We start from the raw sequence: 16,567 nt of genomic DNA, 5'->3' as shown, positions 1-16,567 counted from the left end.
CGGCAAGCTTGCTCCTGCAGAAGAAAAAACAGGCCTGCTAGTGGCCCAGATCCTTGTGGTTGTCGAGTGTTTCCAGCAAGGCCACTTGCATGCGCGTGTGAATACGCACGAACCAGCGCCACAACACTGCCGCGACACCGGCAGCAACCACCCCAATCACAATCAGCAGCTCATTGGTCGGCAAGATGCTGGCGGACAGTGCCGACAGCAGCAAGAAGATCACCAGCAGCGACAGAATCGGGATCACTTCAGCGATCACACGACGTACGCGCTGTGTATGCCGCCCCGCCATCTCGGGTTTAACCCCCATCTCTGCCAAGAGCATCGACAGCGCCTTGAGCTTGCGGTAAGCCGCGATCAGAAACGGCAGCGACAGCAGTAACGCTGCGCCCCAGATCAAGCCGTTTTGCCAGCTCGACTTCATCACCCACCCCTGCAAATACGCCGCAATCCGAGGAGCGAAGTAACCGCCCGAGAAAAAAATGGCCATCACCAGGGCCAGATTGACGCCGACTTGCAGCAATATTTTGCGAATCATCGCCGCCAACAGTGCCCCTTCGCCCTGAGGCTGAATACTGCTCAGCCATTCGCCATAGAGCCCAAACACGCGAGACACCCGGTTGGGCATTACCTGCGCCAGCTTGAGCGAAAGCGGATCAGCGGCACGAATCAAGTACGGGGTCATCAAGGTGGTCAGTACCGACACAGCGACCGCTACGGGGTACAGGAAGCTGCTGGTGACCTGCAAGGTCATGCCCAGTGCTGCGATGATGAAAGAAAATTCTCCGATCTGAGAGAGCCCCATCCCGACTCTCAGCGAGGTGCGTCCATCATTACCGGCGATAAAGGCACCCAATCCACAAGACAACATCTTGCCAAGGACTACCGCACAGGTAATGACGACAATCGGCAGAGCGTATTCCCACAAGATAGCGGGATCGAGCATCAAACCGATAGCGACGAAAAAAATCGCACTGAACAAATCACGCACCGGCTCGATCAGCCCTTCGATTTTCAGCAATTGCCGGGATTCGGCCATGATTGCGCCAATCAAAAAAGCGCCCAGCACCATGCTGTACTCAAGCTTGACCACCAGCAGACAGAATCCGAAGCACAGCCCCAGCACGGTAATCAGTAGCATCTCATTGCTTTCAAACCGGGCCACATAAGCCAGCACACGGGGCACCAGCAAGATACCAATGACCAAGGCCACGATCATGAACAACGAGAGTTTGCCGACGGTCGAAAACACCTCCTCCGGGCTCACACTGCCGCTGACGGCAATGCTGGAAAGCAGGGCAATAATCCCGATACCCAAAATATCCTCGACGATCAGCACACCAAAAATCAGCTGTGCGAAACGTTCGTTTTTCATCTTCAGGTCGTTTAGCGCCTTGACGATGATGGTGGTCGACGAAATAGCCAAAATGGCGCCCAGGAACAACGAGTCCATGGTGTTCCAGTCGAACCAGCGACCGATCTCGTAGCCGATCCAGATCATCAGGGTGATTTCCATGAACGCCGCGATGAACGCCGTGGCACCCACTTTGAACAGTTTGCGCAGACTGAACTCAAGCCCCAGGCAGAACATCAGGAATATCACCCCCAACTCCGCCAGGGTTTTGATGGTCTGTTCGTCGTGAATCAGGCCAAACGGCGGCGTATGTGGGCCTATGATGAAACCCGCCACGATGTAACCCAGCACCACGGGCTGTTTGAAACGGTGAAACAGAATGGTCACCACACCTGCGACCAACATGATGACTGCCAAATCCTGAATAAAACTGATGGCATGCATGGCGTGTCGCCTCCTTGTGTGTGTGCTGTCCGGCAACAGAACGACAGACACAGAGAATCACTCTGTGCGCGGCGGACGTTTGAAGTGTAGGAAATACCCGCTAAAGGGGTGTTTGCAGGTTAACACCGCGATTTACCGCAGAAAGGCGGCGCAATATATGGAAACATGTGCGCCAGAGCGTGACGGCAGCCCCTGCGGCAGCGTCCCGTTGTTGAAGCTTTCAAAAACGCGAAAAGTATCCACAGAGATACCTTTTTCACTGCTGCAACATTACCGCGAGCCTGCTGCTATGGAACCCGGAAACGCCCAACTGTCGATGACGGTCTTGATGACCCCGGACATGGCCAATTTTTCTGGCAATGTTCACGGCGGAACCCTGCTCAAGTACCTCGACGAAGTCGCCTACGCATGCGCCAGCCGATATGCAGGGCGCTATGTTGTGACCCTGTCGGTCGACCAGGTTATTTTTCGCGAGCCGGTGCATGTCGGTGAGCTGGTGACCTTCCTGGCCTCGGTCAACTACACCGGCACCACCTCGATGGAAGTGGGCATCAAGGTCGTCACTGAAAACATCCGTGAACGCTCAGTCCGTCACACCAACAGCTGTTTTTTCACCATGGTGGCTGTGGACGACGATCGTAAACCGGCTGCTGTACCGCCTTTACAGCCCGTTAACAGCGAAGACAAACGCCGCTTTATTCAGGGCAAACAGCGTCGCCAGATCCGTCAGGAACTGGAAAAACGCTATCAGGAATTGAAAGACGAAACGCTGTAAACCTTACCTGCTCCTGTAGGAGCAGGTGTGCCGACGATTGAGGCTATTCGTCATCTTGAATGATCGAGTGGGTTAGATCGCCAGCACCCGGGTTTACAGGTGGATCGGCATCGCCTCAAACCGCACGCGCGGGTGAGCAATACGATCCTGGGCACGTACCAGCTGCAGTTCGTAGCTGGTGCAGGCCTGGGTTTCCAGCAGCACTTCATGCACGGCCGAGGCTGCAAATTCGAACGCGGCAACCAGGCTGTCTCCCAGCAATACCCGCGCCAGAAACAAACCGGACGTCAGATCGCCTACACCGACGGGCTGACGGGGAAACGCCAGTAACGGCCGGCGCAGGTGCCAATTACCTTCATTCGTTACCAGCAGCATCTCAAAACTTTCTTCAGGCTTGCCCGGGTATGACAGGTGCTTAACCAGAACTGCCTTGGGGCCGCGTGCCAACAAGCTGCGCGCCATCGCCAGGCAATCGAACAGCGACTGCGGGTGGCGACCACAGAAGCTGTCCAGCTCCAACTGGTTAGGGCACAGGAAGTCGGCCACGGCGGCCGCTTCATTCAACAGAAAATCACTGACTTCGTGCGGCACGATGCAGCCTTTCTCCGGGTGGCCCATGACCGGATCACACAAGTACAGCGCATTGGGGTTAACGGCCTTGATCCGCGCTATCCCACTGAGAATTGCTCGCCCTTGTGCAGCGCTGCCCAGGTAGCCGGATAACACGGCGTCGCAGTTGCCTAATTCACCGATGGCGGCAATGCCGTCAACCAGTGCCGGAATTTGCTCCGGAGCCAACACTTCACCAGCCCATTGGCCATACTGAGTGTGGTTTGAGAACTGCACCGTGTTCAAAGGCCATACATTTACGCCCACGCGCTGCATGGGAAAAACGGCCGCGCTGTTGCCGGCATGGCCGAAAACTACGTGGGATTGGATGGCGAGTAGGTGAGGCGTACGTTTCATGCCGGTTTCCAGACTGCGTGTGGGGTTCAAGCCACGCAGTATGCGACGAAAAGCAACCTGTACGACAGGTTGTAGACGCAGTTAAGCTGGCCCCACTCTGTTGGAGCACATGTGATGCTGACCCTTGGAAATATGTTTGTGCTGATGTTGTTGGCAACAGGCGCTGCCTGGCTGTGGCATAACCACGGCATGCGCGAGCGAGCGCTGGAGCGCGTCAAACAGCACTGCAACAAGCTCGATATCGAGTTACTCGATGAAAACGTCGCCCTGAAGAAAATCGGCTTCATCGCTGACGCTAAAGGCAACCGGCGATTGGCCCGTGTGTATAACTTTGAATTTACCGTCACCGGTGATCAGCGTCATGCTGGCACCATTACTCAATTTGGCGCCCACAGCGCCAAGATTGAACTGGCCCCCTACCCGTTCAAGGCCGACCCAGAGCCTGAACAGCGCGATATCCCCAGCGCTCAAGTCATCGAACTGAGCCAATGGCGCCAGCAACACACCAAACCCCGCCAATAGTGCCGCGTTTCAGAAGCTAGTTGATGGTCTCCTGAAACGTACAGTACTCACCCAGACGCCCTCCCCCGCGGCCTGTGGATAACTTTTCCAAAAAAACACATTAAAACCCATGAAAGCCCCGAAATAGACACCTTCCGGTGGATATTTTGACGTTAAACCGTTGCTCCCTGCACAAATTGTAGGACAACTTTACCAGTACAAATTGACCTAATTGCCTGCTGAGCTCAGTTTGAAAGGCAACTCAGGAGACCTTCTTTGAGGGCATTCATGTCCTGCGGGGCATCGAAGATCAGTTCAACGCGTGAATCTTTACGCCATTCACTGTTTTTCCAAGGTTCGAGCCTGTTTTCCAGCGAATTCGATGAAACCCAGCCGCTCACCCCATGGACAACCAGCTTTGCGCGCTGCCAATTCAGGGTTTGAAGCCATCGACTCAACGCTTGCAGATCAAATTGACGCGCGGGGTGCCATTTCCATCCTGCACTCCACCCTTCCGGCTGCTGGCTGAACAAAATAATGGGCGTCTCAGGGCCGGATAAAATGTCGACAATCGAATTAAAATCCTTATAAATCAACGAGTTATCCACAGCATGAATATCACTCATAGTGGCTGCAGGCAGCGTATTTAGCGGGATGTAGCCCTGCTCCGTCCATAAAAGAGGGCACTTTGGCAGGCATGATGCAATCTGCTCACGTTGCGTTATTTCGACACTATTAGATTTATTCATGACCAATAAACCGGCCATTTTCAGGGCTTCACGCTGGCTATCGGGCAAAGGTTTTCCCTGAGCGAGGGCTTCTGTATCCAGGACCATTACGCACGGCTGTAGCGCTAAAACACCCAGCCAGGGAGTAACGCTTAACTGCTCGACTATGCGTGCGGGATGGCCCAGTCCAGAAGGTTCGATGAACAGGCGGTGCGGTTTTACCTTACGCAAAAGGCGGCTCAAGCCAATTTGAAAAGGCGCGCCGTTCACACAGCACACGCAACCACCTGCAACCTCGGCGATAGCAACCTGATCATCTGCCGGACTCATCAATGCCGCATCGAGGCCGATTTGGCCGAATTCATTCACTAAAATCGCCCACCGCTCGTGTGCAGGTTTCTGCGCCATCAGGTGCTGAATCAGGCTGGTTTTACCTGCACCGAGCGGCCCGGCGATTACATGAGTAGGAATGTTGTGCAACATCATCGCCCGCTTCTGTAGGAATCGAAGGCTGCAATATGCCTCAGGCGAGCCAGTCGAGGGTCAAAATCAGCCGCCGCTCCCCGGATTTCAACGCCGGTGAACGATGGATCAAACCGGCGCCCTGATTGCCCGGCCACTTCTCGCCTTTAAGCAGCGCAACGTCTCCCGCTTTTATCTGCTGAATCAACGTTCTGTCGGGGGCCTCAACCTGATCATTGCCTAAATGCTGACGAGCCATCACGCCTTCTTCAAGCCATTCGCTGCCTGGCCCTGAATACGTCGTCACCAGCCGTGCGGGCACATGATCTACATGAAAGCGTGGACACATGGCGTTATCTAAGGCTCTGAGACGCAATCCAACGCGCTTGACGCCTAGCAGGCACGCATAGGCACTGACTAACCAGCCAACATCAGCAATGAAGCCTGTATAGCCTTCCAGGTCGCTGAATCGCTGCGCAAGCCCTTGCAGATTGGGCGACGTATTTTCATCGGGTAATTCAAGGCTCAAGGCGTGCGCCAAGGGGTCACCGGACGATAACAACAGCGCACAGAAATCTGCGATATGAACCGGCAGTACGCGCTGCCAAACGGCCATGTTCACGCTCTCCTCATGGATACGCGTCAACACATCCGGGGCTGTTCCCTGTGCATGCCGAATAAGGCGTGGGGCAGTATTCATTACGCGGCCACCTCGCTGTACCAGTCGCCAAAGGGATCGCTCAGCCGTTGCCACGCATCAGGACCCATCGCGATTTCAGCATCGGTCAGCAAGCAGGCATCAAGTTCGGCGGTGAGTGCGTTGAAGTCGATGTGCTGGCCGATAAACACCAACTCCTGACGACAATCTGCTGTCTCAGGTCGCCACTTCTTAAGGATTTCGGCTCGGGTTTCTGCGTCTTCTGGCCATTGATCTTTGGGTACAAAGCGCCACCAGCGGCCCGCGTATCCATAGCGCATCAGACCGCCTGCCTGAGACCAGCTACCGGCCTCCTGATACTTGCTCGCTAGCCAGAAAAAACCTTTGGAGCGAAGCAATTTACCGTTGGTCCACGGGCGGTCGATAAAGTTAAAAAAACGCTCAGGGTGAAAAGGCCTGAACGCACGATAGGCCGTTGAGGCGATACCGTATTCCTGAGTTTCAGGCACATGTTCCCCGCGCATTTCTTTTAACCAACCCGGTGCCTGGGCGGCACGGTCAAAGTCGAAGCGACGGGTGTCGAGAATTTTTTTCAGCGCAATTTCTCCCATAACCATTGGGAGAATTTCTGCTTCTGCGTTGAGTCGCTGAAGAATGGCCTTTAGTTCTTCGCGTTCGGCCCGGCTGATGAGATCAATCTTGCTGATCAAAATGACGTTCGCAAATTCGACCTGTTCGATCAGCAAGTCCGTGATGGATCGCTCGTCTTCTTCTCCCAGGGTTTCACCACGAGACGCCAACTGCTCGGCGGCCTGATAGTCGCGCAGAAAGTTAAGCCCATCCACGACCGTCACCAAGGTATCCAGCCGTGCAATATCAGCCAGGCTTTGACCCGCGTCATCCCGAAAGGTGAACGTTTCTGCGACGGGCAAGGGCTCTGAGATGCCAGTAGACTCGATCAATAAATAATCAAAACGGCCTTCCTGAGCCAGTTTGCTGACTTCCTCCAACAGGTCTTCCCGCAAGGTGCAGCAGATACATCCATTGCTCATTTCAACCAATTTTTCTTCAGCACGGTTCAGCGTCACATCGCGCTGAACCTCGGCCCCATCAATATTGATTTCACTCATGTCATTGACGATGACTGCCACGCGCAGATCGTCGCGATTGCGCAAGATATGATTCAACAGGGTGCTTTTTCCTGCACCCAGAAAACCTGACAACACTGTTACGGGAAGACGGTTGGGCATGGGAGTTCCTCATCAGGGTGAGCAGGTCAAACGCCCGCGTGGAGAGCGCACGGCAAAATCGCTCAAGTTGTTACACTATAACAATACATACCATGAATTGTTACTATGTATCACAACGACCTTTCCTACACGGGTAGCCTTATGACCTCACACTCCTTGCCTGACGTTGCTTCACAAAATGCATCTCAAAACATTCCGCTGGACTGGGTTGGGATGTGTGGGATTGCGTTGCCCATTCTCATTGACGGGCAACGATTAACTGCAATAGCTGATGCTGGGGTCAACCTTGAGGATGGCGAAGTGCGCGGCATCCACATGTCACGCTTATTTTTAGCGCTCAAAGTTTTGGATTCGCAGCCCCTGAACCCGTTACTTTTGAAGAAAATTTTGCAGCGCTTTTTAGACACGCATGACGACTTATCGATTTGTGCTTACCTGAATATCCACACTCAGATGCTGTTTAATCGCCCAGCATTGGTCAGCCCGCTCAGTGGGTGGAAAAGCTACCCCGTAACCATCAAGTCATCTTTGAAAAACGGAATGTTCCACGTGGAACTAAACGTCGACGTCAAATACTCATCAACGTGCCCTTGCTCGGCTGCATTGGCGCGACAACTCATTCAACATAAATTTATTGATGACTTTGCTAACAAAACACTTCTGCACGCAGAGATTTTAGATTGGCTGGGAAGCACGCAAGGGATCGTGGCCACCCCACATAGCCAGAGAAGTACAGCCCACCTGCAATTGAACCTCAGCGAGGAAGTGGTCGATTTCCCTATCGAACATGTCATTGATAAGGCAGAGGAGGCGCTCGGCACTGCAGTTCAAACTGCGGTTAAACGCGAGGATGAACAAGCCTTCGCGTTAGCCAATGGACAGAATTTAATGTTTTGCGAGGATGCGGTGCGTCGGTTGCATGTCGCACTGAAGTCCACATCAACGGTGAAAGGTTTCAATCTGAAGGTGGTGCATGCAGAGAGTTTGCACAGCCATGATGCTGTAGCGCAGAGCCGTTGGAATTGGCTTTGCCAAACAGTGTAGTGCGGGGCGCGCGCTGACGGTCCAGCGCGCGGCATATACGTTTAAGCGCGAGGCTTTACTGCTCCGCAATCAGTACCCAGCCATACTGCCTCGGAATCCATACTGCCCGTTTGCTTAAGCCCCGTCGCATTGAAGGTGCCCGTGACATGGGTCGTGAACTCACGGTCACTCGCAAATGTCGCCGTCCCGGTCCCCTGAGCTTTTGGACAACTAAAGCGAAACTTCCACTGATTTCCACTACGCTCAGTGATCTGCTGCTTACATCCAGACTGAGGATCAGTCAGCGGGATGGAATCGGATTTCACTTGTTGAGGGGTCAGGCATACGCGAACACCTTTCCCGCCGATGTTGATACCTTGCTTCTCCAGTTGAGCCAATTGCACAGGAGTTAGCATGGTTTTGATTTGTCCCACCATCATTTGAAAATCGGGAAGTTGATTGCCGTCCACCTGCATATTGCTCGACGTCAATTCCCAAAGACCGGGTTGCAGCATTTGGGCTTGAGCCACCACAGGGATCGATAAACCAAAGGCCATGAAAAGCCCAAGCAAACGAACATTCATCAAGCAGCTCCTTTTGATAAGTCAGTGTTAGCGGTTACAAAGCAGCGGGTGTTGCATCAGCAAACAATTAGGGACGTTCATCCCAGAACGTGGTCTTTTATGTACTTGGCGTTAAACATTGAGGAGCAAGGATACGCATGGATTATCTCGGCCCGCACGTTTTTGGTTATCTGATTTTATTGATCCACACCCTGGGTTTGATTGCCGCCGTGCATGCGGTATTAACGGTGAGAACTGCGCAAGGTGCAATTGCCTGGGCCATGTCGTTGTTCTTCATCCCCTACTTCACCCTCATTCCTTATTTGATTTTTGGACGCAGTACGTTCGACGATTACATCAAAGCGCGTCGACAGGCCAACCAGGAAATGCGTGAAGCCATTGCCAATCTGGACTGGAGGCCTTGGGTAGAAGAAGCGCTGGCAGCACGCAATTCAAAAGCCTATGCCTCGCTTCGGGCAATGCCAAAGTTAGGCCGCATGCCTTGCCTAGCCAACAATCAGGTTCGATTACTCATCAATGGAGCCGCCACGTTCGATGCCATTTTTGCAGCCATTGAAGCGGCCAAAGAGGTGGTGCTGGTACAGTTTTTTATCGTCCATGACGATGAGCTGGGTAAGAAACTGCACGCCTTGTTGCTGAAAAAAGCCGCGCAAGGCGTGCAGGTGTATTTGTTATACGACAGTATCGGCAGCCACTCCTTGCCCGGCAGTTATGGTGAAACCCTGCGCGCAGGTGGTGTTCAGGCAAAAGCGTTTGCCACACGAGGTGGCTGGATCAGTCGCTTCCAGGTTAACTTTCGCAACCACCGAAAAGTGGTTGTGGTCGATGGCGTCATCGGTTTTGTGGGCGGTCACAACGTCGGGGATGAATACCTGGGTGCGAAGCCTCCCTTGTCGCCGTGGCGCGATACTCACGTCGAAGTGACTGGCCCGGTAGTGGCCTGCTTGCAAGAGTCATTTGCCGAAGACTGGTTCTGGGCTGCACGTAAATTGCCGCCGCTGATCTTGCCACAGACCTACCCTGACGGAGGCGTGCTGTGTCAGTTCTTGGCCAGTGGTCCTGCCGACGCCTACGAAACCTGCTCCCTGTTTTTCGTCGAAGCCATTCATGCTGCTAATGAACGCGTATGGATTACGACGCCCTACTTCGTGCCGGATGAAGCTGTTTTTTCGGCACTTCGACTCGCCGTGTTGCGTGGGGTCGATGTACGGATTCTGATTCCCTCGCGCCCGGACCACAAAATTGTGTACGCCGCTTCAAGTCTCTATGCCTTCGAAGCTGTTCGAGCAGGGGTGAAAATATTCCGTTATCAGCCAGGGTTCGTTCATCAAAAGGTCGTGTTGGTCGACAACGAAATCAGTGCCATCGGCAGCGCCAATATGGATAACCGCTCGTTCCGCCTTAACTTTGAAGTAATGTTACTGACGGTCGATGAAACCTTTGCTAGAGAAGTCGAACACATGCTGCATGACGACTTTGCATTGGCTCGGGAAATCACTGAAGACGACATCAAAAGTACTCACCATTTACAGCAACTGGGCATGCGCATTGCCAGACTGGTTTCGCCCGTTCTATAAAAAAAGCCGTGTCACTCAGTGACACGGCTTTCAATAGATCTCAGGGCATAGACGCTCAGCGATAGATATCTGCACGCGTCGCAGGCAATTCGATCGATCCATCGGCATAGGGTTTAGTCGCCAGAATCTGATGGATGTTGATCCAGCCACGTGCAAATGCATAGGCACAACCTGCCAGGTAGAGTCGCCAAATACGCAAAATCTGTTCAGGTACTTCCTTGGCCGCTGCATCGAGGTTCTGCTCCAGGCGCTGACTCCAATGCTCAAGCGTGCGCGCGTAATGCAGGCGCAAGCTCTCGACATCGACCACTTCCAGCCCGGCCTCACTGATCTGCGCGGTGATCATGGATAAGTGCGGCAACTCACCATTGGGGAACACATAACGCTCAATAAACTCGCCTGCCCCACGTCCGACCTGACGACCATCGGTGTGCTTGGCGGTGATACCGTGGTTCATTACCAGGCCACCCTCACGCACGGCATTGAACAGAATATGGCAGTACTCGCGCAGATTGGCATGCCCGACGTGTTCAAACATGCCCACGCTGACAATCTTGTCGAAACGGCCGTCCTGAGGCAGATCACGATAATCCAACAGTTGCAGGTCGACCTTATCTTGCAAACCTTCAGCCTTAACGCGCTCTTTAGCCAGGGCAAGTTGCTCCTTGCTCAAGGTGATACCGAACACTTTGACCCCGAATTCGCGTGCCGCGAAGCGCGCAAGCCCGCCCCAACCACACCCGACGTCCAACAGGTACTCACCTGGCTTGAGTCGCAATTTACGGCACAAGTGACGAAACTTGGCCTGCTGCGCCTCCTCCAGACTTTCTTCGCCCGTCTCAAAATAGCCACAGGAATACACCATTTCTCGATCCAGCCAGAGCTGGTAAAACGCGTTGGAAACATCGTAGTGATAGGAGATCGATTCGGCATCTGTGGCCTTGTCGTGGTAATGACGTGCGGGCGTGGTGTCATCATCCTCAACCAATAGCGCCTGGCTGAGCTCGTCGCACACGCGAATGACTTCACTGATGGAGCCCTCAGCCAACTCCAGGCGCCCTTCTACAAAAGCGCTGCCTAACAAGTCGAGCGTAGGATGTGTGATTTCTGAAACGATGGTCGGGTCCTTGACCACAATCGTCACACTGGGAGCCGGGCCCAAATCAAATTCGAGACCATCCCATAGCTTCAGGCGAAGTGGAATTTTAAGATTCTGTAAAGCTGGTGGCAGTTGCGCGAGCATCAGGAGTCCTCCCTCATTTCAGACGTCAAAAAATAAGGGTAGTCGATTAACTGAAACTGTCAGGCTCACGGGCCAAAAGGTTTGATCTAGAGCGGATGAAACCTTTTTTAAGTTTCACCGCCCCAGACGTTGAATCATTCAAACACTAACCCTCAAACCGGATTAGTCACGCCTTGAGTAATTAGGGGTGAGCAATCAACTGTTTGGCCAATGCTTCGAAAGCGGGAATGGTCACAGGGTCATTGGCCGAATTACTGGCAATGGGGTTGGAGGCAAAACGCACAATCACCATCTCGGCTTTAGGGTCGATGTAAATACGCTGCCCATAAACGCCCCGCGCCATGTAGGCGCCATCGGCGTTATGTGTCACCCACCACATGTTGCGGTAGCTGCCACCTTTGAGTTGGTCGTAGCCAGCCTTGGCAAAAGCCGCTTTATCCCCACCCGCTCGAATATCATCCACCACAGCTTTAGGGATGATTTGTTGCCCCAAATATTTACCGTCGTTGCGCATTAACTCACCGAACCTCGCCATATCACGCAGTCCGGCATTGAAGCCGCCACCCGCAAACGGCGTACCGATAGAGTCCACCGTAAAGTAGGCGTCCTGCTCGGCCCCCAGACGTTGCCAGATTTTTTCCGACAATAACTGGGCCACATTGCGCCCCGTTACCCGCGCGATGACCCAACCCAATACATCTGAGTTGACGGTCTTGTACCCGAAGGCTTTGCCATGTTCACCCAGCGGTTGAACCGTTTGCAGGTATTCCATGTAGGTTTGCGGTCCGGTGTAGCCCGCAGGTTTGGGCAAGGGGTTACCGGCCATAGCGTGCTGCCAGACTTCAGCCTTCGGGTCGGCGTAGTCTTCACTGAATTTGAGCGCGGTGGTCATGTCGAGTACTTGACGCAGCGTTGCACTGGCAAACGCAGAGTTGGCCAGTTCAGGCACGTAATCGACAATTTTTTTATTGGCATCCAGCGTGCCATCTGCAATCAACATTGCACCCATTGTCCCGACCACCGATTTGGTCACTGACATGGCGGCGTGCTCACCTTCAGGATTCAACACACCAAAATACCGTTCGTACACCACCTTCCCGCGATGCAACACCACAATTCCGTCGGTGTAATTGGCTGCCAAGGATTGCTCCCATGTCATGGGTTCTTTGCTGCCTGTCGGGATGAACGTCAGTTGATCAATGTCTGTACGCAACGCACGCGCTAACGGTACTGGAGCACCTAAACCACGGGATACGTTAGTGGTCGGCATCAATTGGCGGAAGTTGGACACACTCCAGCGCATGGCCGGAAATTTGAAATAACTGCCATCGGCAAAACGAATGATGCGGTCAGGTGGCGGTGGAGCCCCAACCATCCAGCCCATTTTTGCGGGATCGCTAGCAGCTGCATCCGGGTAAGTGGTATCAGCGGCGCAGGCGACAGAGGCGGCCAACGTTGAAAGTAAAAATGCACTGATTCGAGCGGGTCTGGATAAACGCTTGAGCATGAAGAGACCTCTGTAGAGGAACAAGACATTGGCCAAGTGCTGAATCGAATGTTCCCTGCCCGATTCATGGCCGCACACCACCTTGCGGGAAAAGAAGTGAGTTTGCATAGCCTGAATAGAGGTTAATCAACCCCAGATGCGTTTTTATACCTGCGTCGACAGGCTGTCACTCACTCTCCACCGTGATTATTTATCTGCCTTGCAGCACTAACCCCGCCAAGGCCCGGCGATGAGTGCGTTTAAAGAATAAAAGCTGTCGTGAAGGTGCCTGTGTTCCCGAACCTGCCAGGTCGGATCAAAGGGTCAGAAAAATTCAGCGATGATCGTTCTCGCTGATGGTCAGCTTCATCCAGGCAGGAACGTTTGACTGGTTAAATCCAGACCTCAGTAAAACGATGGTTTGCTCGTACGCCCAACTATCCGAACGCTCCGAGCTGTTCGGCATTACTCGCGTTATGTCTTAACATAGCCGGTTGCCGAAAGAACCATCATGGTCATAGCCATGACAGGCTTTCATCCTTTAGAAATAAATGTGGTGAAGATGAACAAGCCTTTCATTTCGCTGTGCCCGGAAGTGACTCGGGCGCACGCGCTAACGCTGATGGATTGGTTGGAAGATGAACGCGTCACCTGCTATCTGAGCGATTCGCGTCATGTCTCCCGCTCCATCGAGCACGCTATTGATCGGACTCAATTGCCGATCCTGACCCATCTATTCAACCAGGGCGGCCGTTTCTTTATGGCCTATGACCGGCATGACGCCCCGGTGGGCTTTGTCCGTCTCATCAAGACTGGTTCAAATTGCGAGATAGTCCTGGCCATCGGAGACAGCGAAAAATGGGGCCAGAACCTCGGTGCTCGCACGATCCGTGAAGGGATGAAACTGGCTTTTCTCGATATGCGGGCCAAGAAGCTCATCGCCAAGATTCACCCAGACAATACGCGCTCGCTGAAAGCCTTTCTGCGCAGCGGCTTTGTGCTTGAAAGCGAAACGCCAACATTGAAGTCGTTTTCCATGACGGTGGGGCGCTATCTCCAGAGCTTGCGCGAAGGCGCCGTTGGCGACACCACCAAGATCTACATTACTGAAATCGACAAGGCCAGGCTCGAGAGTCTAATCGCGCTCGAGTCTGGCCCGGCCGTTGTTGAACTCGAACATGAGCTTGAGCGAGCCATTGTTGTCAAACCGCAGCAGGTGGCAAGCAATGTCGTCACGATGAACTCCAGAGCATTGCTGCAGTTGGACGACGAAGAGATCGAAGTGGCTTTGGTCTACCCTGAAGATGCGGACAGCACCGCAGGCAAGCATTCCGTGTACTCCGACATCGGCGCCGCTATCTTGGGGTATCAGGAAGGGGATGCCATCGACTGGCGAATTTCTGATCGGACTCGCCGGATTGAGATCAGAAAAGTGCTTTACCAGCCGGAAGCTGCAGGCGATTTCCACCTGTAAGTGCGCTTTAAACTCAGTGTTCGTCCATCAGGCGCGAGTATCCCCAAGGATGGGATCTTGCTTTTTTTGCCTGCGCGCCCCGTTGAATGGTTGCCGGTTGGCGCGCCGCCAAACGTCAAACGCAGGAGGCGGTCGGACAGACCGGCTCCTGCGGCAGTTTTAATGCTCTAAATTCAACGTTGTTTCTCGTCGGGGCATTTATTCCACAGTGACGGATTTCGCCAGATTGCGTGGCTGGTCTACGTCTGTCCCTTTAAGTACAGCAACGTAGTACGACAACAACTGCAGCGGTATGGTGTAGAGGATGGGCGCCAGTACATCATGGATGTGCGGCATGTTAATCACATGCGTGCCTTCCCCATTGCTCATGGCTGACTGCTCGTCTGCAAATACAATCAGTTCGCCACCGCGCGCACGTACTTCCTGCAAGTTGGATTTTAATTTTTCCAACAGTTCGTTATTCGGCGCGACCGTGACCACCGGCATGTCGTTATCCACAAGCGCGAGCGGACCATGTTTCAACTCTCCTGCCGGGTACGCTTCAGCATGGATATACGAAATCTCCTTCAGCTTGAGCGCACCTTCCATCGCCACAGGGAACTGAGCACCACGACCCAAGAACAGGGTGTGATGTTTGTCAGCAAACAACTCCGCAACTTTTTCGACGGTCGCATCCATTGCCAGCGCCTCCCCCAGACGTGCAGGCAGGCGACGCAGTTCTTCTACCAATTGGGCTTCTACACCCTCCTCCAACGTACCGCGTACTTGCCCCAGCGACAGCGTCAGCAGCAGCAGCCCGACTAATTGGGTGGTAAAGGCTTTGGTGGAAGCCACACCAATTTCGCGACCTGCCTGGGTCAGAAGTGTCAGGTCAGACTCACGCACCAGCGAGCTGATGCCCACGTTACAAATGGCCAGACTGCCCAGGAAACCCAGCTCTTTAGCATTACGTAGGGCTGCCAAGGTGTCAGCGGTCTCGCCAGATTGCGAGATGGAAACGAACAATGTGTCTGGCTGGACCACCACTTTGCGGTAGCGGAATTCGCTGGCCACTTCGACCTGACAAGGAATTCCCGCCAGCGACTCCAGCCAATAACGCGCGACCATGCCCGCGTGATAGCTGGTGCCACAAGCAACGATCTGAACATTACGGACCTTGGCAAACAGCTCGGCTGCTTGTGGACCAAAGGCCTGAACCAAGACGTGATCCTGACCCAAGCGGTTTTCCAACGTGCGTTGGACGACCGAAGGCTGCTCATGAATTTCCTTGAGCATGTAGTGACGAAACTCGCCTTTGTCTGCTGCTTCAGCGCCATCGGTGTATTGAACGGTTTCACGCTGGACGTTTTGGCCGTTCACATCCCAGATCTGCACGCTGTCCCGACGGATCTCAGCAATATCGCCTTCTTCCAGGTACATGAACCGGTCAGTGACTTGGCGCAGGGCCAACTGATCAGAGGCCAGGAAGTTTTCCCCCAGACCCAGGCCAATCACCAATGGGCTGCCGCTGCGTGCAGCGACCAAGCGGTCCGGCTGTTTGGCACTGATAACGGCCAAACCATAAGCCCCGTGCAACTCTTTGACGGTGGCTTTGAGCGCAGCAGTCAGGTCGTTATTATCTTTGAGCTTATGGTTAAGCAGGTGCGCAATGACTTCGGTGTCAGTGTCCGACGTAAATACGTAGCCCAGCCCCTTGAGTTGTTCGCGCAGGGCTTCATGGTTCTCGATGATGCCGTTGTGCACAACTGCAAGATCGGAACCCGAAAAGTGCGGATGCGCATTACGCTCGCAGGGAGCACCGTGTGTGGCCCAGCGGGTGTGGGCGATACCCAGACGCCCGATCAACGGTTCGCCGGCCAGTGCCTGTTCAAGCTCTGCCACTTTACCGTTGCGACGCATACGCTCCAGCGTGCCATTATTCGTAAATACGGCGACACCGGCACTGTCATACCCGCGGTATTCAAGACGCTTCAAGCCTTCGAGCAGAATGGCCGTGATATTCCGTTCAGCGACTGCGCCAACAATTCCACACATAACGTTCT

General features: G+C 53.8%; 14 protein-coding genes. 5 read left to right on the top strand and 9 right to left on the bottom strand.

The genetic code is table 11. The annotated features are described in order from the left end of the window. Positions 1 to 37 precede the first annotated feature (37 nt). Positions 38 to 1,798 carry a cation:proton antiporter gene (locus HBN68_RS02965; RefSeq protein ID WP_169962488.1) on the bottom strand — a complete coding sequence of 587 codons (1,761 nt, stop codon included), beginning with the start codon at positions 1,796 to 1,798 and terminating at the stop codon, positions 38 to 40. Positions 1,799 to 2,087: 289 nt separating this feature from the next. Here HBN68_RS02965 and HBN68_RS02960 point away from each other — a divergent pair, with 289 nt between their 5' ends. Continuing rightward, the gene (locus HBN68_RS02960) at positions 2,088 to 2,573 is read left to right on the top strand and encodes an acyl-CoA thioesterase (RefSeq protein WP_047279223.1); all 486 of its coding nucleotides are present in this window, start codon (positions 2,088 to 2,090) and stop codon (positions 2,571 to 2,573) included. A 93-nt stretch (positions 2,574 to 2,666) separates the two neighbouring features. On the opposite strand, the gene pdxY is transcribed toward HBN68_RS02960, so the two are convergent. After that, positions 2,667 to 3,539: a pyridoxal kinase PdxY gene (gene pdxY / locus HBN68_RS02955; RefSeq protein ID WP_169962486.1), complete on the bottom strand. Its 873-nt coding sequence runs from the start codon at positions 3,537 to 3,539 to the stop codon at positions 2,667 to 2,669. Between the two features lie 114 nt (positions 3,540 to 3,653). Here pdxY and HBN68_RS02950 point away from each other — a divergent pair, with 114 nt between their 5' ends. After that, positions 3,654 to 4,061, top strand: a complete 408-nt coding sequence (locus HBN68_RS02950; RefSeq protein ID WP_169962484.1) for a DUF3301 domain-containing protein — start codon at positions 3,654 to 3,656, stop codon at positions 4,059 to 4,061. 224 nt (positions 4,062 to 4,285) lie between these two features. Here the strand turns inward: HBN68_RS02950 and HBN68_RS02945 are convergent, their stop codons facing one another. Genes HBN68_RS02945 through zigA form a run of 3 tightly spaced genes read right to left on the bottom strand, consistent with a single transcriptional unit; the run spans position 4,286 to position 7,138 of the window. Continuing rightward, positions 4,286 to 5,251: a CobW family GTP-binding protein gene (locus HBN68_RS02945; RefSeq protein WP_169962569.1), complete on the bottom strand. Its 966-nt coding sequence runs from the start codon at positions 5,249 to 5,251 to the stop codon at positions 4,286 to 4,288. Positions 5,252 to 5,291: 40 nt separating this feature from the next. Further along, on the bottom strand, positions 5,292 to 5,930 hold the full coding sequence (locus tag HBN68_RS02940; protein WP_094994088.1) for a DUF1826 domain-containing protein: 639 nt from the start codon (positions 5,928 to 5,930) through the stop codon (positions 5,292 to 5,294). Continuing rightward, the gene (gene zigA, locus HBN68_RS02935) at positions 5,930 to 7,138 is read right to left on the bottom strand and encodes a zinc metallochaperone GTPase ZigA (RefSeq protein WP_094994087.1); all 1,209 of its coding nucleotides are present in this window, start codon (positions 7,136 to 7,138) and stop codon (positions 5,930 to 5,932) included. The genes HBN68_RS02940 and zigA overlap by 1 nt, the downstream gene beginning before the upstream one ends. Positions 7,139 to 7,279: 141 nt before the next feature. Here zigA and folE2 point away from each other — a divergent pair, with 141 nt between their 5' ends. After that, positions 7,280 to 8,182: a GTP cyclohydrolase FolE2 gene (folE2, locus tag HBN68_RS02930; RefSeq protein ID WP_169962567.1), complete on the top strand. Its 903-nt coding sequence runs from the start codon at positions 7,280 to 7,282 to the stop codon at positions 8,180 to 8,182. Positions 8,183 to 8,223: 41 nt separating this feature from the next. Here the strand turns inward: folE2 and HBN68_RS02925 are convergent, their stop codons facing one another. Continuing rightward, positions 8,224 to 8,745, bottom strand: coding sequence for a DUF3617 domain-containing protein (locus tag HBN68_RS02925; RefSeq protein ID WP_169962482.1), 522 nt, complete (start codon positions 8,743 to 8,745; stop codon positions 8,224 to 8,226). A gap of 137 nt (positions 8,746 to 8,882) precedes the next feature. On the opposite strand from HBN68_RS02925, the gene cls reads away from it, so the two are divergent. After that, on the top strand, positions 8,883 to 10,322 hold the full coding sequence (gene cls, locus HBN68_RS02920) for a cardiolipin synthase (protein ID WP_094994085.1): 1,440 nt from the start codon (positions 8,883 to 8,885) through the stop codon (positions 10,320 to 10,322). Positions 10,323 to 10,377: 55 nt separating this feature from the next. On the opposite strand, the gene cfaB is transcribed toward cls, so the two are convergent. Then, entirely contained in the window at positions 10,378 to 11,565 is a 1,188-nt protein-coding gene (cfaB, locus tag HBN68_RS02915; protein WP_094994084.1) for a C17 cyclopropane fatty acid synthase CfaB, read from the bottom strand. A 181-nt stretch (positions 11,566 to 11,746) separates the two neighbouring features. After that, the gene (locus tag HBN68_RS02910; protein WP_094994083.1) at positions 11,747 to 13,072 is read right to left on the bottom strand and encodes a serine hydrolase; all 1,326 of its coding nucleotides are present in this window, start codon (positions 13,070 to 13,072) and stop codon (positions 11,747 to 11,749) included. 490 nt (positions 13,073 to 13,562) lie between these two features. Between HBN68_RS02910 and HBN68_RS02905 the strand changes: the two genes are divergently transcribed. Further along, on the top strand, positions 13,563 to 14,525 hold the full coding sequence (locus HBN68_RS02905) for a bifunctional GNAT family N-acetyltransferase/nucleoside diphosphate kinase regulator (protein WP_169962480.1): 963 nt from the start codon (positions 13,563 to 13,565) through the stop codon (positions 14,523 to 14,525). A gap of 198 nt (positions 14,526 to 14,723) precedes the next feature. Here the strand turns inward: HBN68_RS02905 and glmS are convergent, their stop codons facing one another. Continuing rightward, positions 14,724 to 16,559, bottom strand: coding sequence for a glutamine--fructose-6-phosphate transaminase (isomerizing) (glmS, locus tag HBN68_RS02900; RefSeq protein ID WP_169962478.1), 1,836 nt, complete (start codon positions 16,557 to 16,559; stop codon positions 14,724 to 14,726). Positions 16,560 to 16,567: the final 8 nt, after the last annotated feature.

The organism is Pseudomonas sp. WS 5078, from assembly GCF_012985745.1.
In the GTDB taxonomy this organism is placed as follows: domain Bacteria; phylum Pseudomonadota; class Gammaproteobacteria; order Pseudomonadales; family Pseudomonadaceae; genus Aquipseudomonas; species Aquipseudomonas lundensis_A.
Note: the sequence above shows the minus strand (reverse complement) of the source record. Positions and strands in the feature narration are given on the sequence as shown.